We start from the raw sequence: 24,251 nt of genomic DNA, 5'->3' as shown, positions 1-24,251 counted from the left end.
GGTCCGCGGCGATCGTGACCTGATCGTCACCTGCGGCACGGGCACCCGGTGACCCTCCCCCGCGCGACGGCCCCCACCGGAGGGGTCGTGGGACCATCGGGGCCGTGAGTCCCGACGCCGACCCCCGCTCCGCCCCCACGTCCCCCCGCCCCTCCGGGCTGTGGCGGACGGTCGCCGAGATCGAGCGCCACGTGGCGACGGACGGCTGGGGAGCGCCGCTGCGCCTGTTCGCGCTGGTGCGCACGGCCGACGCCCTCGACCGCGACCCGGGCCTGGCCCGGCGGCTGCCCCCGAACGTCCTGGACGAGGCCCGCGCCGACCCCGACCACCTGACCTCGGTGGAGCAGGAGGGCGTCCCGGCCGTGGCGGACCTCGACGAGCTGCTCGGCCAGCTGGCCTGGCCGGACGGCGTCGACGGCGCCGCGCTGGTGGTGGAGAGGATCCTCGTCCCGCCGGACGCCGAGACCGAGGTGCGCGCCGTCACCGCCGGTGACGACGAGGCGGGCCGTGCCCGCGCGCTGGCCGCCCACCCGCTCGCCGAGGACGTCCGCATCGCCGTCGGCGTGCTGCGCGACGGCCGCCACGAGTGCGCCGTGCGCTCGCGCTCCAAGGACTCCGACGGGGAGGTCGCGACCGGGGCCGACCTCGTCCCCGGTCTCGTGGGGGCCCTGGCGGCCACGCTGCAGGACTGAGAGGACCGCCGGCCGGGTCGGTCGGGGGCCCGTCAGGGACCGGTCAGGGCGCCTCGCACGTCGCGAGCGTGGCCCCCCGGCCCTGCCCGATGGCCTCGACGGCGAGCCGTGCCTCGTGCAGGGTCGAGACCGGCACGACGGTGGTGCCCGACGGCGTCGCGCCCGCGACCTGGTCGCACTCGGCGCGCGGGGCGAGGAACCAGCGCGCCCCGGCGTCGTGGGCGCCGATCACCTTCTGGCGCAGGCCGCCGATCTGCAGGACCGTGCCGTCGGCCGCGATGGCCCCCGTCCCGGCGATGTGCTGACCCCCCGTCATGTCCCCCGGCGTCAGCTCGTCGACGATCGCGAGGGCGAACATCGTCCCGGCGCTGGGGCCGCCGACGTCGTCGATGGCGATGTCGATGCTGAAGGGGAACCGGTAGTCGACGTGCGGGGTGATGCCCAGCAGCGTCGTCCCGTTCGCCGAGACCGTGCGCGTCGTCACGGTCCGCGCCTCGCCGCCGCGGGTGATGCCGAGGCGGACCTGCGCGTCGGCGGGCAGGGCCCGCACCGCCGCCTGCAGCTCCGGGAAGCCGGCGACGTCACGGCCGTCGACGCTCGTGATGACGTCCCCGGGGCGCAGCACGTCCGCGGCGGGGACGTCGGCGCCGACCTCCTCGACCCGGGTCGTCGTCGTGCTCGGCACGTCGATGCCGAGCTCGGTCAGGGCCGCCACCTTGGCGTTCGTCTGGGACCCCGTCATCTCGGCGGCCGACTGCTCGTCGGCCTCCCGCCGGGACTGGTCGGGGGGGAAGTACAGCTCGCGCGGCACGACGTTCACCGCGGGGTCGAGCCAGTCCAGGAGCGTCTCGCCCAGGCTCATCCCCAGACCGGGGCCGCCGCGCAGGGACACCGTCGTGAGGTCGAGCCGCCCCTCGGTCGGGTAGGTCTGCCGGCCGGAGATCTCCACGAGCCCGTCACCTCCCGACGAGCTGCCCAGGACGTCCGTCACGGGCCCGGGGCTCAAGGCCACGTAGGGGACGTGGACGACCCCGAAGACCGCGGCGAGCGCGACGGCGGCGAAGGCCGACAGGGACAGCAGGGTGCTGCCGGCCCCCAGGGTCCCGGCGCGCGCCGCCCCGGCGCTCCCCACCCCGGCCGGGTCGAGGCCGGTGGGCGGCGCGCCGGGGGGCGTCCCCCCGCTCTCGGGGACCGGGTCGCTGGACACCCCGGCACTCTACGGTCGCCCCCTGGCAGCGGGCTGCGGGTCCGCGCCCGGGGCCGCCGGGCCGCGTTCGCCCTCGGCGCAACGACCACCGGCGGCGGAACGGGCACCACCCGCCGCTCGTCGGGCCAGGGGCGGGAGGCCATGATGGACCCGCAGGTCGACGAGCGGAGGACACGGTGGGCCAGCGAGACGACGTGACACCGGGCGAGGAGCCGGAGGAGGGGCGCGACCGCTCCGGGGACGGCCAGGAGGGTTCCGGCGAGCAGGAGGAGCGCGGCGGTCAGCCCGGGTTCCGCCCGTCCGGGACGCCCGGGAGGAAGCCGGAACCGCGCAGCGGGGACTCCGGCGGTCCGGCCAACCCCCTCGAGGAGCTCCTCGGCCCCCTGTTCGGCGGGCAGTTCCCCGGCGGCGGTGCCGGCGGGTTCCCCGGTGGCTTCCCCGGCGGTCTGCCGCAGGGCCTGCCCGGTTTCGGGGACGCGGGGTTCGACCCGGCGATGATGGGGCAGATCCTGTCCCAGCTGCAGAAGTTCCTGTCCAACCCCTCCGACGCCCCCGTGAACTGGGACGTCGCGCACGACCTCGCCCGGCAGGCCGCCGCCGCGAAGGGCGACCCGACGCCGCACGCGGTCGACCGCCGCGAGGTCGACGACGCCCTGCGGGTGGCCGACCTGTGGCTGGACGGCGTCACCGACCTCGCGCAGGCCGCGACGTCGCTGGAGGCGTGGAGCCGGGCGGAGTGGGTCGAGAAGACGATGCCGGTGTGGCGCCAGCTCGTGGAGCCCGTCGCCGCGAACGTGGCCTCGGCCATGGGGGACGCGATGGCCTCGCAGGCCCCGCCGGAGATGGCCGCGATGCTCGGCTCGGCCGGGGCGATGCTGCGCCAGGTCGGCGGCGGCGTGTTCGGCATGCAGGTGGGGCAGGCCATCGGCCAGCTCGCCGGTGAGGTGCTGTCGACGACCGACGTCGGGCTCCCGCTGTCCCCCACCGGCCGGACCGCGCTGCTGCCGGAGAACGTGCGCGCGTTCGCCGACGGCCTCGAGGTCCCGATCGACGAGGTGCGGCGCTACCTGGCGCTGCGCGAGACGGCGCACCAGCGCCTCTTCGCGCACGTGCCGTGGCTGCGCTCGCACCTGCTGGGCTCGGTGGAGTCGTTCGCGCGCGGCATCTCCGTGGACACCGACCGGATCGCCGAGGCCGCCCGCCAGGTCGACCCGTCGAACCCGGAGTCGCTGCAGGAGGCCCTGCAGTCGGGCATCTTCGAGCCGGAGAGCAGCCCGGAGCAGAAGGCCGCCCTGGCCCGGCTGGAGACGGCGCTCGCGCTCGTCGAGGGCTGGGTCGACCACGTCACCGACGAGGCGGCGAAGAACGTCCTCCCGCACGCGAACGCGCTGCGCGAGACGATGCGCCGGCGCCGCGCGACGGGTGGACCGGCCGAGCACGCGTTCGCCGTCCTCGTCGGTCTGGAGCTGCGCCCGCGCCGGGCGCGCGAGGCGAGCGCCCTGTGGGAGCAGCTGCTCACCCGCGGGGGCCGCAGCGTCCGGGACGCGGTCTGGGACCACCCGGACCTGCTGCCCGTGGCCGAGGACCTGGACGACGCCGACGCGGCGACGCGGTTCGTCGACCGCCGCGTCGACGGCGCCGGCCCCCGGGCCGGGGACCAGGGCGAGGACGACATGGACGCCGCGCTGCGCGAACTGCTCGACGGCGGCAGCGGTGAGGACGGCCGGGGGAAGGACCCGCAGGGCTGAGTCCCGGACCGGGCCCGGTCCCCCGCCGGACGGGGTCCGGCCCGGCCCCGCGGTCCCCGGCCCGGTCGGCACGACCGGGCGGTCGACCCGCGTCCCGCCCGCCCCGGCGCGACGGTGTTCGTCCCCTCGCCGTGGTCGGCAGCCTCCGGGCGGCTGCTCGGCCGGGGCGTCGCGCGCGAGGTCAGCCGGGCCCGTCCACCGGACCCGACAGGGAGGTCCACGACGCGTAGCCGGCCAACCACAGGACCGCGACGGTCATCGCGCTGAACTCCAGCAACGCACCCACGTCGGTGGCGACGCCGAAGACCGACAGCAGCCCACCGGCCGCAGCGACCGACGCCACGGCCAGCGCAGCGGCCCCCGAGGCCAGCCGCACCCCGCGCGGCACGGCGCTGCAGCAGACCTGCAGCATGGCCCAGGCAGCGGCTCCGAAGCCCACGACCGCCACGACCACGTGGATCAGGTCCTGCAGGCCGGCCCCCGGGGTCAGGGGGACCGGGCACCCGGCGGTGCAGGTCACCTGGGAGGCGACGGCGAACGCCGCACTGGCCGTGGTCAACGTGGTCGTGACCGACCAGGCCCCCAGCAGCGCCACCCGGTTCCGGTGGTCCCGGCAGCCACGAGCCACCAGCAGCCCGCCGGCCGCCAGCAGCAACAGGGCGCCGTTGAAGGCGGGGGCGGTGCCCTGGCCCTCCGCACCCAGCTGACTGACGTAGACGTCGGCACCCGTCGACGAGCGCAGACCCCAGATGACGGCCAGGGCCGACAGGGCCGCCGCGGCGCCGATCGAGGGCCCGACCGGTCGACGCCGCCCGCAGGGGCGTCCCGGGGTCACCCCCGGCCTCCACCGGGCCGGTCGAGCGGTCGGCGGCGGCAGCCCGCGGGACCCGGCCCGCCCGGTCCTCACCGGGTCCCGGACCGTGTCGGCCGCCGCCGGGCGCGGGGGTCGGACGGCGGCCGATCCGCCCGGGCCGGAACGGTTGTCGCCGTCGAGGTCGTCGTCTGTCAGCACGACCACCACGCTGGTTCGCCGGCCCCGGTCGCAGCGTCGCCCGCCGGGTGCGTCCGCCCCGGTCCGACCGCCACGCCCCCCCGGGCCACCCGGACCGGGGGGCGGTCCGACCGGACCACCTCGCCGGCCCTCCAGGTCTCGCGCCGCCCGGTCCGGTCTCCTACCGTCGGGGTGTGCCACCACGCCTGAGCGGCAGCGACGGGTCGACGTCGAGAGGTCCTCGCCGGTGAGCGGGGGGCGTGCCGACGACCGGCGCTCCGACGACCGGGGGTCCCGGCTCCTCCCCCGGCCCACCGGGTCGGCGGGTCCACCGGCGGCACGCGACGCGGACCCCGACGGCGTCCGGGACGAGACCGGCGGGCGGGTCCGGTCGGGACGCAGCAGGGGGCCTGGGACGTCCTCGACGTCCTTCGCGGTGCTGCGCGCGTTGCGCGAGGCCTTCGTCCTGGTGGCGTCCGGGGCGACCGTGCTGGTGTCCGCGGCCGACCTCCTGGGTGGAGCGGCCGGGGCCGGGGAACTGGTCGCCGCGGCGGTGCTGAGCACGGCCGTGGTGGTCCTGCTGGTGCTCCGCCGGCGGTGGCCCTTGGCGGTGTCGGTCGCGACCACCGGGCTGTACGCCGTGGACGGCGACGTGGTCATCGCCGCGCTGGTGGCCCTCGGGGCCCTGGCGGTGCGCAGCTCGTGGCGACGTGCGTGCCTGGGGGCCGTCGTGGCGCTGGGCGTGCTCGTCCTGAGGCAGACCGGCTACGGCAGCGACGTGCAGGACCTCTGGCTCGAGCCGGGCGGCGTCGCCATCGGCGTCCTGGGCATCGCCCTCGTCACGTGCGCCGGCCTGTACGTGAAGGCGCGTCGTGATCTGCTGGCGGCGGCCGTCGAGCGGGCCCGACGAGTCGAGGCGGAGCAGGAGCTGCGCGAGGAGCGGGCCCGGCACCGTGAGCGGACCCGCATCGCCCGGGAGATGCACGACGTCCTGGCCCACCGGTTGTCCATGCTGTCGCTGCACGCCGGAGCGCTGGAGTACCGCGAGGACATCGCCGGTTCACAGGTCGCCGAGGCTGCGGCCGTCATCCGCGAGAACGCCCACGAGGCGCTGCAGGACCTGCGCGACGTGCTGGGGGTGCTGCGGGCGCGGACGTCGGTCGGGACCTCGGGGGCAGGTTCTCCGGACGACGGGGACGAGGACGCCGACGGGAGCGGTGGGACCCCGGCCGGGTTGCGACCCCCACCCACGATCGCGCACCTGCCGGCGCTCGTCCGCGAGGCGACTGCCCTGGGCTCGGACGTCTCCTTGAACGTCACCGGTCCCGTCCAGGCCCCCTCCGGCGCCGCGGGACGTGCGGCCTACCGGATCGTGCAGGAAGGGCTGACCAACGCCCGCAAGCACGCCCCCGGCGCGCACACCGACGTCGACGTCGACGTCGACGCCGCGCAGATCCACCTGCGCGTCGTCAACTCCGCCCCGCGGGAGGGGCCTTCGGCGGCTCACGACCTGAGGGCACGAGGCTCCGGGAACGGCCTGACGGGCGTGGCCGAGCGGGTGGAACTCCTCGGCGGCAGCGCGTCTCACGGCCCCACCGCCGACGGCGGCTTCCGGCTCGACGTCGTCCTGCCGCACCGTCCCCCGGGCCGACGGAGTCGGCGGTGAAGCCCCGAACCGCACCCGCGGCGCGGCCACCACGGCACGCGCGCACCGTTCCCGTCCTCCCGACACCACCGTCCCGGACCGTCACCGCCGTCCACGGTGACGATCGCCCCGTTCACGAAAGGTCGGTGCCCCGTGCCCGTCTCGGTCCTGGTCGTCGATGACGACTCCCTCGTCCGTTCGGCCCTGCGCCTGGTCCTCGACGGCGCCGAGGACGTGCAGGTCGTCGGGGCGGCCGACAACGGCGCGCAGGCGGTTCGCCTGGTGCGTGAGCTGCAGCCGGACGTCGTCCTCATGGACCTGCGCATGCCGGAGATGGACGGGCTCGAGGCGACCGAGGTGCTGTTGGGCCCCGCGGGCACGGCGCGCGGTGGACCCGACGCGACCCCGGAGGGGGGTCGGTCCCCGGCACGACCGCCGGCGATCGTGGTGCTGACGACGTTCGACACCGACGAGCACCTGCTGCGGGCTCTGCGGGCCGGGGCGACCGGGTTCCTGCTCAAGGACACGCCCCCGTCCGACATCGTCGCCGCCGTCCGCGCCGCCGCCCAGGGGTCTCCGGTGCTCTCACCGGCCGTGACGCAGCTGCTCATCGAACGAGTCACCAACCGTCCCGGTGACGCCGCGGCGAGCACGCTCGTGCAGCAGCTGAACGAACGAGAACGTTCCATCGTGGTGGCTGTGGGCCGGGGGTTATCCAACGCTCAGATCGCCCGCGAGCTGGAGGTGACCCCCGCCTCGGTCAAGGCGCAGGTCTCCCGCCTGCTGTCGCGGTTGGACATGAGCAGCCGGGTGCAGCTGGGCGTCTTGGCCCGCGACGGTGACCTCCTCTGACGGGGGCGTGGAACGACCGCGCCGGGCAGCGGCGCTCCTGTCGGGCCGGGGTTGCCGAGCTCGCGCAGGCGCGGCCCGCGCCAGGACCGAGCACCGTCGTGCCCTGGACCGACCGGTGCGGGCGGCGGGACGACCGTGCCCAGCACGCGCCGCGGGATGACCGTGGGATCGCCGGTGCGCCGCACAGGAACGTGCCGCACCGCGGAAGTGGTGCGTTGCGACCCGTCCACCGCGAAGGAGCGGGGTGGAACGTGCCGCTCCAGCGGCGCGTCGCGACGTGGTCTCCCGGCGGTGGGGAGGGCGGTCAGCCGGTCGTCGGCAGCACGTCGGGGGCGCCACCGTCGAACTCGTGCTCGTCGACCTCGTCGTCGCGGTCGTGGTGCCCCGGCCCCTCGTGGCCGGTGGCGTGGTCGATCCCCGCGAGGAAACCGCGAGCCCGCTCGGTGCGGGGGTAGGACTCCAGCAGCCCCCAGAACTGCCGCGAGTGCGTGGGCACGAGCAGGTGGGCCAGCTCGTGCAGGAGGACGTAGTCGAGGACCCAGCCGGGCATCCCCTGCAGCCGGCTCGACAACCGGATGCTCGCGTCGGCCGGGGTGCACGACCCCCAGCGGTGGTGCTGGTTGTCGACCCACGTCACCGACTGCGGTCGGGCGAGGCCGTCGAGGTGACGGCGGGACAGCTCGCGCGCCCGGTCCAGCAGGTCCCCGTCGAGGGGGTTGCGGCGCCGGTCGGCGGCCTCCAGCCGCGTCACCATGCGCTGGACCCACTCGCGCTCCTCGAGGGAGCTGAACCGGGCCGGGATGAGGACGACCGTGCGGTCGCCGTCGCGGTAGGCCGAGACCGTGCGGGTGCGGCGCCGGCTGCGGCGCACGTCGACGTCGCGCAGGTCCACGACGGACTCGTCCGGCAGCTCGCGCTCCAGGGCAGCGCGCGAGGCCTCGAGCCCGGACCCGTCCACGTCGGTGGACGCCGGACCGAGGACCGCTGCACCCTCCTGGTGAGCCCTCACCCCCGGCAGGCTACCCTCTGCACCCCCGCGACGGGCCGTCTCGTGATCACCGGTGCACGCGTCGTGTCGGGACGCGGCACCCGGGCGTGCCGCCGCGCCCCACGGTGACGGACGGGGCACCATGCCGACAGCAGCCGACGGCAGCACGGCCCACCACCGTGGACCGGCCGTCCCCGGACCGCACCGGCTCGGGACCGACACAGAGGAGTGGACATGGCCGACACCTGGAGCGGCGAGTTCTACTGCGTGAAGTGCAAGGAGAAGCGCGAGGCCGAGGGGCAGGTCGTGGAGACCAACGGCCGCCGCATGGCCAAGGGCACCTGCCCCGTCTGCGGGACCAACCTCAACCGCATCCTCGGCAAGGCGAGCTGACCGGCGCCCGCGGCCGTGACCCCCGGGTCTGGCCGCGGGCCCCCGCCGGGGGTGCGCCCCCTGTGGACGACGACCGGGGCCGGTGCGCCCGCTGCGGCACAGTGGCCGCGTGCCCGACCACCCCGCCCCGCCGGTCCTGACCGTCCCGCCCCGGGCCCCCGTGGTCCGGCGCCCCGACGGCCTGGTGCAGGTCGGCGCCTCCCCCCGGTCGGCGGTCCTCGCCCCCGCCGACCGGTTGGCCCCGGCGCCCGCACCGCGCGCGGAACCCGCGGACGAGGTGCTGGCCTGGGCCGCCTACGACCCGTCGGGACCGGCTCCCGCGGCCCGGGCCCTCCGGCGGCGACGGGCCTGCGTGGCGCTCGCGGGGTCGGCGGCGACCGTCGACTCGCTCGTGCCGCTCCTGTCCGCGGCGGGCGTGGGGCAGCTGCTGTGCGACCGGCCGGTGCCGGGGACGACGACCTCGCGCGCACCGGCGGACCTGCTCGTGCTCGTCGCCGAGCACGCGGCCGACCCGGTGGCGGCCGACGGGGTGCAGGCCGACGGCGTGCCCCACCTGTCGGTGGTGCTGCGCGACACCGACGCCCTGGTGGGTCCGCTCGTGCTGCCCGGGCGGTCGGCGTGCCTGCGCTGCCTGGACCGGTGGCGCACCGACGGCGACCCGCTGTGGCCCGCGGTGCGCACCGGCCTGGCCCTCGCTCCCCCGCGGCCGGTGGACGCGGCCACCGTCTCGGTGCTGGCCGGGCTCGTCGCGCTGCAGGTGCTCGCGCACCTCGACGGCGGCCGGGCCGCCGCGGTCGGGGCGACGCTGGAGCTGCTGCTGCCCGAGGGCCGGGTGCGGTACCGCTGGTGGCGGCCGCACCCGGCCTGCGGGTGCGTGGACCTGCCGGTCCCGTGACGGCGAGGACCTCCCTCAGACGGCGAGGAGCCCCCGGTCCGGGGCGACGAGGTCCTCGGCGAGCTCGGCCGCGCGGTCGGCGCGGACCGCGAGGACGAGGGCCCGGCGGGCGGCGACCTCGGCCCGCCGGCGGGCCCGCAGCACGCGGGCGGCCCGGATCCGGGCGGCGTCGCGGTGGGCGGTGGCCAACCGTTCCCGGAGCAGTTGTTCTTCGACGTACGACATGGCGACTCCTGGTGGTCTCACGTGGGGTGCCCGTCCGCTCAGGCGGCGACGGGGTGCTTGCGGGGACGGCCGCGCGGGCGCTTGCGGGGGACGACGACCCCGGCGAGCACGAGCTGGCCGCCCCAGACGCCCCAGGGCTCTGCGCGCTCCAGAGCGCCTGCGAGGCAGGCGTTCACGAGCGGGCACTCCTGGCACAGCGACTTGGCGAGCTCGACGTCGTCGGGCTTCTCGGCAAACCAGAGCTCGGAGTCGAAGCGGCGGCAGGGCAGCGGGTCCGGCGTGTGGCGGCGGGTCACGCCGCTCACCTCCCTCTCTCGTCCGGTGTTTCCGGTGGTGCGGTCGGTGCGGGTGCTCGGTCGGGTCCGACGGGTCGTGGGCTGGGTGTTCAACTGTTTCTCCGGCGGTGGTGGTTCGGCGTCGAAGAGCCCACGAACGCAAAATGGCCGCGGACCCGAGGTGTCGGGATCCGCGGCCAGGAGGCTGCCGGTCGAAGAACTAGACCGGTGGACTCGAGGTCGAGGGTCCCGCGGACGGGAAGAGGGAGGCGCCGTAGGCACCCATGGCGTCGCGCAGCCGACCATCGCCGACCGGCAGCAGGCGCACTCCACCCGTGGAGACGACCGGGGTGGAGGCGTGGCTGCGCTCCCACGGGGAGCAACCGACGGCCGGCGCGCAGACGCGGACGGGCACGGTGGCGACGAGGGCGGTGATCGGCGAGATCCGCGTCGTCGCGATCTGCGTGGTGTTCGTGGTGGTGCCCACGGTTCCGCCCTCCTCTCGTGCGCAGCCGCGCGGACCGGAGTGGCCGCGCTGTGGTGATCCTGACTCTAGGGGTACCCGCGCGAGGACGACAACGCCTTTTTCCGCGCGTCGTCCGACCGAGTTTCCCGACCGCGTTCAACCACCTCCTGACCCGTTGCCGCGCAACGGGTCAGGGCGGTCAACCGGCGATGACCCCGAGGACGTCGTCGCCGTACTTCTCCAGCTTGGACGGACCGACGCCCCCGATGCGCGACAGCTCGGCCGTGCTGGCGGGCACGGCCTCGGCGATGGCCATGAGGGTGGCGTCGGTGAAGACGACGTAGGCGGGGACCTCGGCGGCCCTGGCGGTGGCGCTGCGCCACTCGCGCAGCCTCTCGAACACCGCCTCGTCGTAGCTGGCGGGGCAGTCGGCGTGCCGGCGCAGCTTGCGGTCCACCGCCACGCTCAGCGCGCCGCCGCAGACGCGGCACGTCATGGGCCCGGAACTGCGCGGCTTGGACGATCCGCCACCGGCGGGGCGGCGACCGGCCGGGGCCGCTTGCGGGCGGACCGCGTCGAGGAACCGGGAGGGTTTGCGGGTCGCGCGGCCCCCGGGGGTCCGCGCCCCGGCCCACGACAGGTGGATCCCCTCGCGGGCCCGGGTGATGCCGACGTACAGCAGTCGGCGCTCCTCCTCGACGTCCTCCGGCGTCTCGGCGAAGGAGATGGGCAGCAGACCCTCGCTGACGCCCACGAGGTGGACGACGTCCCATTCCAGGCCCTTGGCCGCGTGGAAGGAGGCGAGCGTCACGCCGTCGACGGTCGGGGCGTGCTGGGCCTGGCTGCGTTCGACGAGCTCGTCGACGAGGTCGGCCACGGTCGCACCGGGCCGCTTCTGCGCGAGCTCGTCGGCCAGGACCACGAGGGCCTGCAACGACTCCCAGCGCTCGCGGGTCGCTCCGCCCGCCGTCGGCGCGGTCGAGGACCAGCCGGCCGAGCCGAGCACCGCGCGGGTCTCCTCCCCCAGGTCGTGCCCCGGCAGCGCGGACCGAGCAGCCCCGCGCAGCAGCACGACGGCGTCGCGCACCTCCTTGCGGGAGAAGAACCGCTCCCCACCCCGGACGACGTACCCGACGCCGGCGTCGGCGAGCGCCGACTCCAGCGCCTGCGACTGCCCGTTGGTGCGGAACAGGACCGCGACGTCCTTGGCCGACCGGCCGGCGCGGATCTCCGCGGCGATGCGCGCGGCGACCCCGGACGCCTCGGCCACGTCGTCGTCGTAGGCCGTGAACGACGGCGGCGGGCCGGAGGGGCGCTGGGCGATGAGTTCGAGGCGGGCGCGGGCGTGCAGGCCCGTGGCCTGGGACAGCACGGAGTTCGCCAGCTGCACGACCTCCGGGGTGGAGCGGTAGTCGCGCACGAGACGCACGACGGTCGCGCCGGGGTGGCGGCGCGGGAAGTCGAGCAGGTGCTCGGGCGTGGCGCCCGCGAAGGAGTAGATCGTCTGGCTGGCGTCGCCGACGACGCACAGGTCCTGCCGGCCGCCGAGCCACAGGTCCAGCAGCCGCTGCTGCAGCGGCGAGACGTCCTGGTACTCGTCGACGACGAAGTGGCGGTACTGCTCTCGGACGGTCGCGGCGACGTCCGGCCGCTCGTCGAGGATGCCCGCCGTCAGCAGCAGGACGTCCTCGAAGTCGATGACGGCGCGGTCGGTCTTGACGTCCTCGTAGGTCCGCACGAGCCGGGCCACGGTCGCCAGGTCCAGCCCGCCCGGCTCCCCACGGCCGGCCGCCGTCGCCGACCGCACGTAGTCGTCGGGGTCGACGAGCATGACCTTGGTCCACTCGACCTCGGCCGACAGGTCGCGCACGCGGGCCCGGTCGGCCTGGATGCGCAGGCGGTGGCACGCGTCGGCGACCAGCGGCGCCTTGTGCTCGACGAGGTTCGGCAGCGTGCCGCCGATCGACTGCGGCCAGAAGAACTGCAGCTGGCGCAGGGCGGCGGCGTGGAACGTGCGGGCCTGGACGCCCGCCACGCCCAGGTCGCGCAGCCGGGTGCGCATCTCCCCCGCCGCCCGCGCGGTGAACGTCACCGCCAGCACGCGGTTGGGGACGTAGGCGCCGGAGTGCACGCCGTAGGCGATGCGGTGGGTGATGGCCCGCGTCTTGCCCGTCCCGGCCCCGGCCAGCACGCAGACCGGCCCGTCGAGCGTCGTGGCCACCTGGCGCTGCTCGGGGTCCAGCCCCTCGAGCACGCCGTCGGCGTCCTGGTGGGTCCTCGGGGTCGTCGGGGTCGTCGTCACGTCCGTCATCGCCCGGGCATCTTCCCCCACGGCGCGGGTGCTCCGCCGCACCCGGGGCGGCGCGTTGTGGACGGGGGGTCGGACCGGACGCGGTCGCCCGGCGGGCCCGGCGGGGCAGGACCGGGGAAGATGCGGGTGGGCGCCGCCGTTGCAGGAGGCGTCAGCGATCCACAACCCGTGGTGAGGACGAGCGAAGGAGCGGGACGACGTGTCCACGATCGAGGCCCCGGCGGCCGGCAGCGTCACCATGTTCACGACGACGTGGTGCGGGTACTGCCGCCGCCTGAAGTCGCAGATGGACCGCGAGGGCATCAGCTACTCCGAGGTCAACATCGAGGAGGTCCCCGACGCGGCCGAGTACGTCATGCAGGTCAACGGCGGCAACCAGACCGTGCCGACCCTGCTGTTCCCCGACGGCTCCGCGGCCACCAACCCCTCGCTCGCCGAGGTGAAGGCCAAGCTCTCCTGACGACCGTGCCGACGAGCACCTTCCGGCCCACCGGTCCGCGCGAGTTCGCCGACCGGTGGGCCTCGTCGTTGCCGCCGGGGGCCCGGGTGGGCGTGGACGGGGCCGTCGACGCCGACACCCGCTGGTACGCCGAGCACCTGGCGCAGGCCCTGCGCGACGTCGCACGGCCGGTGCTGCTGACGACGTGGCAGGGGTTCTGGCGGCCGCGCTCGCTGCGGTTCGAGTTCGGCCGCGACGACCCCGACGCCTACCTCGACGGCTGGCTCGACGTCCCCGGCCTGTACCGCGAGGTGCTCGAACCCCTCGCCGCCCCGACCGGGCGGTGGTGGGTGCCCTCGCTCTACGACCCCGACACCGACCGCGCCTCCCGCGCCCGGCGCGAGGACGTCCCCGACGACGCCGTGCTGGTGCTCGCCGGGTCGTTCCTGCTGACGAACTCCCTGCGGTGGGGCTTCGACGCCGTCGTGCACCTGTCGACGTCGGAGGCGGCGATCCGCCGGCGGGTCCCGGCCGAGGACGCCGACCGCGTCGCGGGCGGCTGGCAGCGGTACCTGGCGACCGAGGACCCGGCCGACGCCGCGACGGTGGTCCTGCACTGCGAGGACCCCCGCCACCCCGCGGAACTGCTGCAGGAGTAGCGAGAACGCGGGCGGTTCAGACCCAGGGCCGGTCCTCGACGGGCAGCGGCCCGCCGTACCAGGCCTCGATGAGCCGGCGGGCGATCGAGACGCCCGGGGGCGGCAGGACCCCACCGGTCCGCAGCTCCTCGGTCAGTTCCTCCCGGGAGAACCAGCGGGCCAGGGCGATCTCATCGCCGTCGACCTTGATCTCCGTGGTCACCGCGCGGGCCGCGAAACCGACCATGAGGCTGGCCGGGAACGGCCACGGCTGGCTGCCGAGGTAGCGCACGTCGTCGGGGTCGGTGCCGACGACGATCCCGGCCTCCTCGAAGGCCTCCCGGCGCACGGTGTCCTCGAAGCACTCGCCGGGTTCGACGAAACCCGCGAGCACGGAGTAGCGGTTGGCCGGCCAGATCGGCTGGTGCCCCAGGAGCAGGCGGTCGTCCGGGGAGATGATCGCCATGATGACCGCGGCGTCGGTGCGCGGGAAGTGCTCGCGGCCGTCCGGCTCGGTCTTCACCCAGCCCGACGTCGTCGCGGTCAGCGGCTGACCCGTGCGCGGGGAGAACCGGGTCACGGCGTGCCAGTTCCCCATGGACAGCGCCTCGGTGAACAACCCCGCGTCGCGCGCGGGCAGCTGCTCGCCCACCTCGCGCAGACCGCGCCACTCCTCCCCGCCGGCCGCGCCGTCCGTGCTCTCCGGTTCGGCCTCGGTGGAGATGACGGCGACGTGGTGCACGCCGTCCTCGACGCCCAGGTACAGCTGGAGGTCCTCCGGCCCCGGTGCCGGGACCTCGGTGGGGGCGCGCAGCACCAGCCGGGGCCCCTCCGGGGTGCCCACGACGGGAGCGCGGCCGGCGTGCACCCGCAGGACGCGGGTGCCCGGCGAGGCCCACAGGTCGGCCAGCCGCGAGGCCGGCACGCGGTCGACCCCGTTGCGGTCCAGGTGCTGCCGGGACAGGGCGAGGTTGCTCAGCGGAGGGCTCGGGAGCGGCACGGGGGTCACACCTGCACCCTAAGCAGGCCGCCGCGCAATACCGTGGGGGCGTGCCAGCCCGCTCGCCCCGCGTCCTCGCCGCCCTCGCCACCGCCGCCGTGCGCAACCTGGACGTGGTCGCGGCCGGCCCGGTCGAGGCCGACGGCGCGGACTTCGACGTGGCGCTGGTGGTGGGCGCCGACGGCACCCGCTACGTCGTGCGCACCCCCCGCCGCGCCGCCGCGGCCGCCGCCCTCGACGCCGAGGTCGAACTCCTCGGGGGGCTCGTCGACCCGCTCCCGTTCGCGGTGCCCGAGGTCGCCGGGACCCTCGCGCTGCCCGACGGCGGGCGCTGCGTCGTGCACCCCGAGCTGCCCGGCCACCCGCTGGACCCGGGGTCCCTGCGGCCCGGTCCGGGACTGGCCGCCTCCCTCGGCACGGGCCTGGCGGCCCTGCACCAGATCGACGGGTCGGTGTTCAGCGAGGCCGGCGTCCCCGTCTACGACGCCGAGGAGTACCGGCGCCGCCGGTTGTCCGAGCTGGACCGCGCCGCCGGGACCGGGCACGTCCCGCCGCGACTGCTCACGCGCTGGGAGGCGCTCATGGAGGACGTGACGCACTGGCGGTTCGCGGCCACCCCCGTCCACGGCGACCTCGTGGGCGAGCACGTCCGCACCGACGGCGACCGGCTCACCGGCATCACCGGGTGGGTGGACGCCAAGATCGCCGACCCCGCCGACGACTTCGCGTGGCTCGCGGTGGGGGCCGACCCGGACGCCCTGGAGTCCGTCCTGGAGGCCTACGCGCACGCCCTGCCCGAACCCCCCGACCCCGACCTGCTGCTGCGGGCCCGGCTCGCCGGTGAGCTCGCCCTGGCCCGCTGGCTGCTGCTGGGGTTGCGCATCGAGGACCCCGAGATCGTCGAGGACGCCCGGCGGATGCTCGACGAGCTCGCCGCCCACGCCGACGCCACCCCCCTGGGCTGAACGACGTGCGCGTGCGCCTGGCCTCGGTGAACGCGGCCTCGGGGCGCGACCTGCGCACGGGCCGGATCGACACCGACGCCCTCGTGCGGGCGGTGGCGCGCCTGGACGCCGACGTCGTGGCCGTCCAGGAGGTCGACCACCTGCTGCCCCGCAGCGGCGGGGTCGACCAGACCGCGCTGCTGGCGGCCGGGCTCGGGGCGCACGGCTGGTTCGCCGCCACCGTCCACGGCACCCCCGGCGCGCCGCAGGGGGTCCGGGACGCCCACCGGACCGTCCCGGACGAACCGTCGTACGGGATCGCCCTGCTCGTGCGCGGCGGCCACGACACCGCCCTGGGGTTCCGGGAGTTGCGGATGCCGGCCGGGCGCGGACGGCTGCCCGTCCTGGACCCCGCGTCCGGTCCCCGCCTGGTGCCCGACGAGCAGCGGGCCGTCGTGGCCGCCGTCGTGGACACCCCGGCCGGACCGCTGAGCGTCCTGGGCACCCACCTGTCCTTCACGCCCTGGCACGCGGGCCGGCAGTTGCGCTCGGTGCGGGACTTCGCCCGGACCCTGCCCCGGCCGCTGGTCCTGCTGGGCGACCTCAACCTGCCGCCGGGGATCGTGCGGCGCGTCCTGCCGTGGCGTCCCCTCGTCACCGGCCCCACGTTCCCGGCCCCCTCGCCCAAGGTGCAGCTCGACCACGCCCTGGCCGACGGCCTCGACGAGCGGGTCCGCGTCGAGGCGCGCATCGAGCAGGTCGGGGGCAGCGACCACCGCGCCGTCGTGGTCGACCTGCACACCTGTAACCTCCCGGCACCCGGTCGCCGGGAGCGTGCCAGGGTGGGGACGTGACCGCTCCCCTGCTCCTGACCGGCGCGTGCGGGCGCGTGGCCCAGCTGCTGCTGCCCGGGCTGGGTGAGCGGCCGCTGCGGCTGCTGGACCGCACGACACCGGCCGACCCCGCCGACGTCCCCGCGGACGCGGAGGTGCTCACCGGGGAGCTGACCGACCGGGACCTGCTGGCCCGCGCGGTGGAGGGGGTCGAGGCCGTCGTGCACCTGGCGGGCGACCCGAGCCCGACCGCGACGTGGGAGGAGCTGCGCAGTCCCAACGTCGACGGGTTCGCGGCCCTCCTCGGCGCCGCGGCCGACCACGGGGTCCGCCGGGTCGTCTACGCGAGCTCGGTGCACGCGATGGGCAGGTACGAGGCGACCGGGCGGGTGCCCGTCGACCCGGCGTGGGCGCCGGCCCCGTGCTGCCCGTACGGGGCGACGAAGGCGTTCGACGAGGCCGTCGCCGGGGTGTTCGCCCACCGCTGGGGCCTGAGCACGATCGGTCTGCGGCTGGGGGCCACCGTCCCGGTCCCGACGAAGCGCAGCCAGCTCACCGGCTGGCTGGGGCCGCAGGACCTGCGCGACCTCGTGACGCGGGCCCTGACGGCCTCCGTCGTCACCGGGGTGTACCCCGCCGTGTCGGGCGCGGAGCGCTCGCACTGGGACCTGCGGCTCGCCGCGGACGAGCTCGGCTACCGGCCCTCGCTGGACTCGCGCGACCACGCCGGCGCCGTGGAGGACGACGGGACGGACGTGACGACGTGCCCGCCGCCGGACGTCCCGCGAGCGCCCGGCGGCTGAGTCCGGTCACCCCCCGGTCACACCGCTCGCCGCCGGTCACCCCCGCTCGCCGCCACCCACCGTCGGCACGGACCGGACCAGCCGTTCGAGGTCGTCCGCGTCCAGGAGGTCCACCGGCCGCACGGTGTCCCCCGTGGAGGCGTAGAAGAAGGCCGCGCTCACGTCCTCCAGCGGGACGCCGTGCCAGCGCGACCAGGCGAGCCGGTACACGGCGAGCTGGACGTCGCGGGCCCGCGCCGCGGCCCCCTCCGGGGGTCGGCCCGTCTTCCAGTCCACGACGTCCCAGCGCGTGCGCCCCTGCGGGCCCGACGCGGCGAAGACGGCGTCGATGCGCCCGCGGACCACGAGGTCCGCCACCGGCGTCTCCACGGACACCTCCACCGCGACGGGGTCGCGCGAAGCCCACTCCGAGGCGAGGTAGGTGCGCTGCATCGCCGCCAGGTCGCGGTCGTCGCCGGCGTCCTCGTCGGCCGAGCCGGGCAGGTCCACCAGGTCCAGCAGCGAGCTGGCGGTGAACCGCTGCTCGAGCCAGGCGTGGAAGGCCGTGCCCCGCCGGGTCGCCGGTCGCGGTTCCAGCGGCACGGGCCGGCGCAGCTGCAGCGCCAACGCGTCCGGGTCCTGCGCGAGGGCCACGAGGCGGGACGCCGACAGGTGCGCCGGCAGCAGCACCCCGGGGGTCTGGTGGGCCGCGGCCCGCTCGGCGAGCAGGAGGGCGGTCTGCTCGCTCCAGGCGCGCGCCTCCTCGTCCTCGGTCTCCTCGGTCTCCTCGGCCCCTCCCGCCAGCGCGGAGCGGACGAGCCGAGCCCCGGCATCGACGTCACCGCGCCGCGCGGCCAGCGGGTCCACGGGCCACACGACGCGCTGCGGGTTCGCCGTCCGCGGGTTGACCGCGTCCGGCTCGGGCCGCGGCGCCGGCGGCAACGACACCAGCCCCGGGACGGTGCCGGGCGGCGCCTGCAGGACCTCCAGGAGGAACCGCGACGGGTCCCGGGGCCTGGTGGCCTCGTCCCAGGAGGCCCCCGACAGCAGCAGCTCCTCCCTGGCCCGGGTGAACGCGACGTACGCCAGCCGGCGCTCCTCGGCGAGCTGGTGGTCCCCGCAGGCCGCGAGGAAGTCCTCGCGCGCCACGTCGAGCTCCTTCTGCGTCGCGGCCGAGGCGAGGGCGAACTCCGGCAGGCTCGCGCGGTCCCCGCGCAACGGGTAGGGCAGCACCCCGAGCGAGCTGGCGCCGCCCAGCCATCCCGGGGCGGTGTCGCCGGAGGCGGGGAAGCTCTTCTCCACCAGCCCCGGCACGGCCACGACGTCCCACTCCAGGCCCTTGCTCGCGTGGACGGTGAGCAGCTGCACCGCATCGGTCGCCACGTCGGCGGCGCCCGGTTCCAACCCGCGCTCGCGGACCTCGGCCGCGTCGAGCCAGGACAGGAAGCCGCCCAGGCCCGGCCGCTGGGCCCCGGCCGAGAAGGAGGCCGCGGCGTCGGCGAGGGCGTCGAGGTTGCCGCGCTCGGAGGACGGCGAGCTGCCCGGACGGGCCGCGACCTCCACGTCCAGCAGCAGCGAGCGCTCGACCTCCCCCACCAGGTCCGCGACCGGCAGGTGGGTGCGCGTCCGCAACCGCCGCAGCGTCCCGGCCAGGCGGGCCAGGCGGCGCAGGGCCCGCGGGGACAGGCCCCGGCCGTCCGGTCCCGTCCACCCGGCGGGCGGCAGCTCGTCCAGGGCCTCGACCAGGCTCACCGCCTCGACCTCGTCGGGCAGCACGACGACGTCGACGGGGTCGAGCAGGTCGACCGGGTCCGTCCCGTCCGGGTCACCGGCGTGGGTGCGACGGCGCTGCAGCTGCCGGGCCCACGCGCCGAGCGCGGCCACGTCCCGCGGGCCGAGCCGCCAGCGAGCGCCGGTCAGCAGCCGGGCCAGGTGGTCGCCGCGGCCCGGGTCGTGCAGGACGTGCAGCGTGGCGACGACGTCGGCGACCTCCGGGGTCGACAGCAGACCGCCGAGCCCGACGACCTCGACCGGCAGACCGGCCTCGCGCAGCGCGCGCTGCAGGACGACGAACTGGGACCGCTTGCGGCACAGCACGGCCGCGGTGCGGCGGGGCCGCACCGCGGCACCGGGCACCCGGCGGGCGGCGGCCAGGCGTTCGGAGTCGGCGCGCCACACCTCCGCCAGCCGTGCCGCGACCTCGGCGGCCTCCTCCTCCACGGTGGCCGCGAAGGCCGTGCGGACCCGGCCCGTGCCGGCGCCCGGGCGCGGCCTGAGCACCGCGACGCTGCCCGCGTCGAGGGCGTCGTTGAGCGGCCCGGCGACGACGTTGGCCGCGGCGAGGACCCCGACGTCGTTGCGCCAGCTCGTCGCGAGCGGCAACCGCGCGGCGGGCGTGTCGTCGGCGCGGCGGAAGTGCGCGGGGAAGCTCACGAGGTTGCCCGCGCTGGCACCGCGCCACCCGTAGATCGACTGGTGCGGGTCGCCCACGGCCGTCACGGGGTGCCCGTCGCCGAAGAGCGCGCGCAGCAGCGCCAGCTGGGCGTAGCTCGTGTCCTGGTACTCGTCGAGCAGGACCACGCGGTGCCGCGCCCGTTCGGTGGCGGCCACCGCCGGCACCTCCCGCGCCAGCCGGGCCGCGGCGAGCACCTGGTCGCCGAAGTCGAGCTGGTCGGCCTCGCGCTTGCGCCGCCGGTACTCCCGCAGGAGCGGCACGACCTGCTTGCGGGCCTGCTGGACCGCGAGCAGCGCCGAGACCTTGGCGTAGGGCTCACCGGGCACGCCCGCCCCGTACCGGGCGACGGCCTTGTCGTCCTTGGGCAGCGTGCGCACGAACGCCTCGACCTCGTCGACGAAGCCGACGAGGTCCCCGGGCTCGACGAGGTGCTCGGCGCACTCCCCGGCCAGCTGCAGGAGGGCCGCGGCCAGCGTCGTGGGGGCGGCGTCGACGGCGGGCAGATCCCCGCGCCACGTCTCCACCACCTCCGAGGCCAGCTGCCAGGCCCCGGCGTCGGACAGGACCGTCGACTGCGGCTCGATCCCCAGGCGCAGGCCGTGGTCGCTCACGAGCGAGGCGGCGTAGGCGTGGTAGGTCGAGACCACCGGTTCGCCCTCGCCGAGCCCGTCGGGCGCCGCCGCGCCCACCGCCCGGTCCGCCCGGGGAGCCAGGTCGTGGGCCCGCAGCGACCGCAGCCGGCGGCGGACGCGTTCGGCCAGCTCCCCGGCCGCCTTGCGGGTGAAGGTGAGCCCCAGGACGTCCTCGGGGGCGACGAGCCCGTTGGCGACGAGCCACACGACCCGCGACGACATGGTCTCCGTCTTGCCCGACCCCGCGCCGGCGACGACGAGCAGCGGCTCGACGGGGGCCTCGATGACGGCCACCTGCTCGGGGGTGGGCGCGGGACGGCCCAGCCGCTGCGCGATCTCCAGGGCGCTGAGCATCAGCGGTCCCCCTCGTGCACGACGCTGCGACCGGCGTCCTGCGCCGGGCAGGAGCCGATCACCGGGCAGGACCCGCAGTGCGGGCCCACGACGGCCTCGAAGGTGCCCGCCGCCATGCCGTCGGCCGCGCGGGTGAGGAGGTCGCGCGCCCAGCCGGGGTCCTCGTCGTCGTCGAGGGCGACCTGGTGCTGCTGGGGCGCCGTCTTCTGGGTCCCGCCGAGCTGGACCAGGGCGGCCCCGCCCGACCCCGCGGCCGACGTGCGCGTCGTGGGGAAGGCCCCCTCCTGGGCGGCGAGCTGGTAGACGCCGAGCTGGGGCAGCCGGGCGAGGTCGGCCTTCGACGGCTGCACCCTGCCCGTCTTGAGGTCGACCACGACGGGCCGGCCCGCCGCGTCGCGCTCGAGCCGGTCGACCCGGCCCCGGATGCGCGCCCGCCCGACGGTGACGTCGACGTCGAGCTCGACGCCCACGAGGGTGCGGCCCTCGCGGCGGGCCTGCCGGTAGTACTCGGCGAGCTTGTCGACCATCCGCTCGGCCCGGGCGCGGGCGGTGTCGGCGACCCACCCGTCGGGCAGGCCGAGGGTGGGCCACAGCACGTCGAGGCGCCGGCGCAGCTCGAAGGCGTCGGCCTCGGGCGCCTCGGCGGCGATGCGGTGCACGAGGTTCCCGATCGACTGGCCCGCGGAGTCCCCCGGCCGGGCGCCGGAGCTCTCCAGCAGCCAGCGCAACCCGCACCGCTCGAAGCTCTCCACGCGGGAGGGGGAGACCGCCACGGGGTCCTCCGGCGCGCGCAGCGGTCCGTCGTCGGTGAGGTCCTGCAGCCCGTACCAGTCGGCCGGGTCGGCGCCGGGGACACCGGCCCGGGCGAGCTCGGCCAGCCGGGCGGCGGCCGCCGCCCGCCGCTGCGGGGTGTGCAGCGCGGCGGGTGCGCAGACCACCTGCCGCAACCGGGCCACGAGCGCGGGCAGCGAGACGGCCCGCGGGACGGGGGTGAGCGGGCGCTCGTCCTCGCCGTCGGCCCCGGCGGGGGCGGCGACGGTCGCGAGGTCGGCGACGAGGTCGACGAAGGCGGAGGGCCGCTCGTCCTCGGCGCGCACGGCGGTCACGACGAGCTCCTCGCGGGCCCGGGAGACGGCGACGTGGAACAGCCGCAGCTCGTCCTCCAGGACGGCCCGGCGCGCGCCCGGCCCCTCGCTGTCGCGGCCCTCCAGGACGTCGACGAGCGCCTGGGCCCCCAGGAGGGACCCGCGCAGGCGCAGGTCGGGCCAGACCCCCTCCTGCACCCCGGCCACGACCACGAGGTCCCACTCCCGGCCCACGGCGCCCTGGGGGGTCGTCAAGGTCACGGCACCGGCGTCCGGGGCCCGGTCGGCGAGCGTGTCCGAGGGCACCTCGGCGGTCCGGAGCTGGTCCAGGAACCGCTGCGCGCTGCCCGTGCCGGGGAAGCGGTCGACGAAGCGCCCGGCCGCCTCGAAGAGGGCGAGCACCGCGTCGAGGTCGCGGTCGGCGCGACCGGAGTCGGCCCCCTCCAGCGCGCTGCCCGCGAGCGCTGACCGCTGCCACCGCGCGGCGAGGCCGGTGGCGTCCCACACCGCCCACAGGACCGTCTCGGCGGAGGCGTCGGGGGCCAGGGCGGCGCGGCGACCGGCGCGCAGGACGGCGGCGACGCGCCGGGCGGGCAGCAGGGCGGGGTCCTCGCCGGCCAGGCGGGCCAGGTCGGAGCGGGACCCGGCGTCCTCCCCACCGGAGGCCACGTCGTCCATGCCGTCCACGCCGTCCACGTCGTCCGCGCCGTCCGCGTCGGGCTCGGTCCACGGGTCGGCGAGGACCTCGGCGAAGGCGGCGGCCAGGACGACGTCGCTGCTGCGACCACCCCCGCCCGCCCGTTCGGCGCGTCGCAGCGACTGCCGCAGCCGGCGCAGGGCGACGACGTCGGCGCCGCCGACCGGGGAGGTGACGAGGTCGTGGGCGACGGTCCCGGTGAGCTCCGCGGGGTCGAGCACGACGGCGAGGGCGGCCAGCAGCGGGCGGACCGCCGGTTCGTCGCGCACGGGGACCTCGGCCAGCGGGACGGCCAGCGGGACGCCGGCGTGGGTCAGCCCGCGCCGCAGGGCCGCGGTGTGGCCCGCCGAACGGACCACGACCGCCATGCCGGACCAGGGGACCCCGTCGAGCAGGTGGCGCCGTCGCAGGCGCTGGGCGACCCAGGCGGCCTCCTGCGTCGGGGAGGCGAGCACCGCGACCTCGACGCGCCCCTCGCCGCCGCGGGTGGAGGTGGCGGCGCGCTGCGGGGCACCGCCGAGGGCGCCGACCCGCCCGGCCACCGCGCGGGTGAGGGCGCGCAGGCGGGGCCGCTGCCGGTGGTCGGTCGCCAGGACGACGGTGCGGGCCGGCTCGCCCCGCAGGGCGAAGCGGTCGGCCAGGAGCGAGGCCGTCCGCGCGTCCGCCCCGCGGAAGCCCTGCGTGACGCTGTCCGGGTCCGTCGTCAGCACGAGGTCGCGCCCACCGGCGACGGCCTCGAGCAGCCGCAGCCCGGCTTCGGACAGGTCGTGCGCGTCGTCGACCGCCACCAGGTCCCAGCGGTCGCGCTCGGCGGCCAGCAGCGCCGGTTCGGCGCGCAGCGCGACGACAGCCTCGTCCACGACGGCGGCCGGGTCGTACGCCTCGGCCCGACCGAGGGCGTTGACCTCCAGGTACTCCTGCAGCACCGCAGCCCCGGCGACCCACTCGGGCCGGCCGTGGCGGCGGCCGAGGTCGACGAGGTCGGCGGCGCGCAGCCCCCGTTCGACGGCGCGCATCAGCAGGTCGCGCAGCTCGTTGCGGAAGCTGCGCAGACCCCACGAGGCGCGGGGGACGTCGCGCGGCCACCCGGGCGCGGCGAGCGCGGCCGCCCGCGCCGGTGCTCCCCCGTCGTCGGGGTCCGCGCCGGGATCGCCGCCGGGATCGTTCCCGGGGTCCGCGTCGGGGAACTCGTCGGACGTGGCGTCCAGGTGGCCGCGGAGCAGGTCGGCGAGGATCGCGTCCTGCTCGGCGCCGGAGATGAGCCGGGGCGGCGGCACGTCCTCGTGGACGTGCACGCGCCGCAGCACGCCGAAGGCGTAGCTCTGGGGGGTGCGCGCGGCGGGCTGGCCCGTCGTGCGGCGCAGGGCGTCGGACAGGTCGTCGCGCAGCAGGTCGGCCGCTCGGCGGGTCGGGGCGAGGACGAGGACCCGGTCGGGGTCGACGCCGTCGCGCTCGACCCGGGCCGCGACGAGGGCCCGCAGGGTGCGGGTCCGTCCCGTGCCCGGCGCGCCGACGACCACGAGCGGGCCGCTGCCGGGGCGCGTGGCGACGACCTCGTCCTGGCGGGCGTCGGACGAGGACACGGCCGCGGCGACGGGTGCGGCGCGCCGCAGCCGCGGCACCGGCGGCCGGCGCGGTCCCCCGCCGCCGGTCCCGCCACCCGTCGCGCCCGCGTCCTCCACCCTCACCACCCCGCCATCGGAC

Annotated in this window: 21 protein-coding genes; 11 read left to right on the top strand and 10 right to left on the bottom strand. The window is 76.9% G+C overall.

The features are described 5' to 3' along the window. Positions 1-104: 104 nt before the first annotated feature. A complete protein-coding gene (locus AB2L28_RS08150) occupies positions 105-692 on the top strand; it encodes a PPA1309 family protein (RefSeq protein ID WP_370718245.1) in 588 nt (195 codons plus the stop codon). Positions 693-735: 43 nt separating this feature from the next. On the opposite strand, the gene AB2L28_RS08145 is transcribed toward AB2L28_RS08150, so the two are convergent. Continuing rightward, positions 736-1,899, bottom strand: a complete 1,164-nt coding sequence (locus AB2L28_RS08145) for a YlbL family protein (protein WP_370718244.1) — start codon at positions 1,897-1,899, stop codon at positions 736-738. Positions 1,900-2,075: 176 nt separating this feature from the next. On the opposite strand from AB2L28_RS08145, the gene AB2L28_RS08140 reads away from it, so the two are divergent. Next, positions 2,076-3,647, top strand: a complete 1,572-nt coding sequence (locus tag AB2L28_RS08140) for a zinc-dependent metalloprotease (protein WP_370718243.1) — start codon at positions 2,076-2,078, stop codon at positions 3,645-3,647. A gap of 181 nt (positions 3,648-3,828) precedes the next feature. On the opposite strand, the gene AB2L28_RS08135 is transcribed toward AB2L28_RS08140, so the two are convergent. Next, positions 3,829-4,482, bottom strand: coding sequence for a DUF998 domain-containing protein (locus tag AB2L28_RS08135; protein WP_370718242.1), 654 nt, complete (start codon positions 4,480-4,482; stop codon positions 3,829-3,831). Positions 4,483-5,074: 592 nt separating this feature from the next. On the opposite strand from AB2L28_RS08135, the gene AB2L28_RS08130 reads away from it, so the two are divergent. Beyond that, positions 5,075-6,304 carry a sensor histidine kinase gene (locus AB2L28_RS08130; RefSeq protein WP_370718241.1) on the top strand — a complete coding sequence of 410 codons (1,230 nt, stop codon included), beginning with the start codon at positions 5,075-5,077 and terminating at the stop codon, positions 6,302-6,304. A 132-nt stretch (positions 6,305-6,436) separates the two neighbouring features. Further along, positions 6,437-7,135, top strand: a complete 699-nt coding sequence (locus AB2L28_RS08125; protein WP_370718240.1) for a response regulator — start codon at positions 6,437-6,439, stop codon at positions 7,133-7,135. Between the two features lie 304 nt (positions 7,136-7,439). Here the strand turns inward: AB2L28_RS08125 and AB2L28_RS08120 are convergent, their stop codons facing one another. Beyond that, positions 7,440-8,057, bottom strand: coding sequence for a M48 metallopeptidase family protein (locus tag AB2L28_RS08120; RefSeq protein ID WP_370718387.1), 618 nt, complete (start codon positions 8,055-8,057; stop codon positions 7,440-7,442). Between the two features lie 300 nt (positions 8,058-8,357). On the opposite strand from AB2L28_RS08120, the gene AB2L28_RS08115 reads away from it, so the two are divergent. After that, positions 8,358-8,516 carry a DUF5679 domain-containing protein gene (locus AB2L28_RS08115; protein ID WP_179754175.1) on the top strand — a complete coding sequence of 53 codons (159 nt, stop codon included), beginning with the start codon at positions 8,358-8,360 and terminating at the stop codon, positions 8,514-8,516. Positions 8,517-8,625: 109 nt separating this feature from the next. Continuing rightward, complete coding sequence (locus tag AB2L28_RS08110; protein ID WP_370718239.1) at positions 8,626-9,411, top strand: hypothetical protein; 786 nt, start codon at positions 8,626-8,628, stop codon at positions 9,409-9,411. A gap of 15 nt (positions 9,412-9,426) precedes the next feature. Here the strand turns inward: AB2L28_RS08110 and AB2L28_RS08105 are convergent, their stop codons facing one another. From AB2L28_RS08105 to AB2L28_RS08090, 4 genes are all read right to left on the bottom strand, one after another. After that, complete coding sequence (locus tag AB2L28_RS08105) at positions 9,427-9,636, bottom strand: hypothetical protein (RefSeq protein ID WP_370718238.1); 210 nt, start codon at positions 9,634-9,636, stop codon at positions 9,427-9,429. A gap of 38 nt (positions 9,637-9,674) precedes the next feature. Then, the gene (locus tag AB2L28_RS08100) at positions 9,675-9,941 is read right to left on the bottom strand and encodes a WhiB family transcriptional regulator (protein WP_366169432.1); all 267 of its coding nucleotides are present in this window, start codon (positions 9,939-9,941) and stop codon (positions 9,675-9,677) included. Between the two features lie 190 nt (positions 9,942-10,131). Continuing rightward, on the bottom strand, positions 10,132-10,398 hold the full coding sequence (locus AB2L28_RS08095) for a hypothetical protein (protein WP_370718237.1): 267 nt from the start codon (positions 10,396-10,398) through the stop codon (positions 10,132-10,134). A 178-nt stretch (positions 10,399-10,576) separates the two neighbouring features. Beyond that, a complete protein-coding gene (locus AB2L28_RS08090) occupies positions 10,577-12,688 on the bottom strand; it encodes an ATP-dependent helicase (protein WP_370718236.1) in 2,112 nt (703 codons plus the stop codon). 199 nt (positions 12,689-12,887) lie between these two features. On the opposite strand from AB2L28_RS08090, the gene AB2L28_RS08085 reads away from it, so the two are divergent. Both AB2L28_RS08085 and AB2L28_RS08080 read left to right on the top strand, forming a co-directional pair. Then, a complete protein-coding gene (locus AB2L28_RS08085; protein ID WP_367639428.1) occupies positions 12,888-13,148 on the top strand; it encodes a mycoredoxin in 261 nt (86 codons plus the stop codon). A 5-nt stretch (positions 13,149-13,153) separates the two neighbouring features. Beyond that, a complete protein-coding gene (locus AB2L28_RS08080) occupies positions 13,154-13,786 on the top strand; it encodes a nucleoside/nucleotide kinase family protein (RefSeq protein ID WP_370718235.1) in 633 nt (210 codons plus the stop codon). A 16-nt stretch (positions 13,787-13,802) separates the two neighbouring features. Here AB2L28_RS08080 and nudC read toward each other — a convergent pair whose 3' ends face one another. Continuing rightward, the gene (gene nudC, locus AB2L28_RS08075; protein WP_370718234.1) at positions 13,803-14,774 is read right to left on the bottom strand and encodes an NAD(+) diphosphatase; all 972 of its coding nucleotides are present in this window, start codon (positions 14,772-14,774) and stop codon (positions 13,803-13,805) included. A 41-nt stretch (positions 14,775-14,815) separates the two neighbouring features. Here nudC and AB2L28_RS08070 point away from each other — a divergent pair, with 41 nt between their 5' ends. Genes AB2L28_RS08070 through AB2L28_RS08060 form a run of 3 tightly spaced genes read left to right on the top strand, consistent with a single transcriptional unit; the run spans position 14,816 to position 17,345 of the window. Continuing rightward, positions 14,816-15,730, top strand: a complete 915-nt coding sequence (locus AB2L28_RS08070) for a macrolide 2'-phosphotransferase (RefSeq protein WP_370718233.1) — start codon at positions 14,816-14,818, stop codon at positions 15,728-15,730. Positions 15,731-15,735: 5 nt separating this feature from the next. Then, the gene (locus AB2L28_RS08065) at positions 15,736-16,563 is read left to right on the top strand and encodes an endonuclease/exonuclease/phosphatase family protein (protein WP_370718232.1); all 828 of its coding nucleotides are present in this window, start codon (positions 15,736-15,738) and stop codon (positions 16,561-16,563) included. Further along, the gene (locus tag AB2L28_RS08060) at positions 16,560-17,345 is read left to right on the top strand and encodes an NAD-dependent epimerase/dehydratase family protein (protein WP_370718231.1); all 786 of its coding nucleotides are present in this window, start codon (positions 16,560-16,562) and stop codon (positions 17,343-17,345) included. The genes AB2L28_RS08065 and AB2L28_RS08060 overlap by 4 nt, the downstream gene beginning before the upstream one ends. Before the next feature lie 36 nt (positions 17,346-17,381). On the opposite strand, the gene AB2L28_RS08055 is transcribed toward AB2L28_RS08060, so the two are convergent. Both AB2L28_RS08055 and AB2L28_RS08050 read right to left on the bottom strand, forming a co-directional pair. Next, positions 17,382-20,765, bottom strand: coding sequence for an ATP-dependent helicase (locus tag AB2L28_RS08055; protein WP_370718230.1), 3,384 nt, complete (start codon positions 20,763-20,765; stop codon positions 17,382-17,384). Continuing rightward, the gene (locus tag AB2L28_RS08050; protein WP_370718229.1) at positions 20,765-24,238 is read right to left on the bottom strand and encodes an ATP-dependent helicase; all 3,474 of its coding nucleotides are present in this window, start codon (positions 24,236-24,238) and stop codon (positions 20,765-20,767) included. Before AB2L28_RS08050 ends, AB2L28_RS08055 begins: the two co-directional genes overlap by 1 nt. Between the last annotated feature and the right edge of the window lie 13 nt (positions 24,239-24,251).

Source organism: Kineococcus mangrovi (genome assembly GCF_041320705.1).
GTDB classification, from domain to species: Bacteria; Actinomycetota; Actinomycetes; order Actinomycetales; family Kineococcaceae; genus Kineococcus; species Kineococcus mangrovi.
Note: the sequence above shows the minus strand (reverse complement) of the source record. Positions and strands in the feature narration are given on the sequence as shown.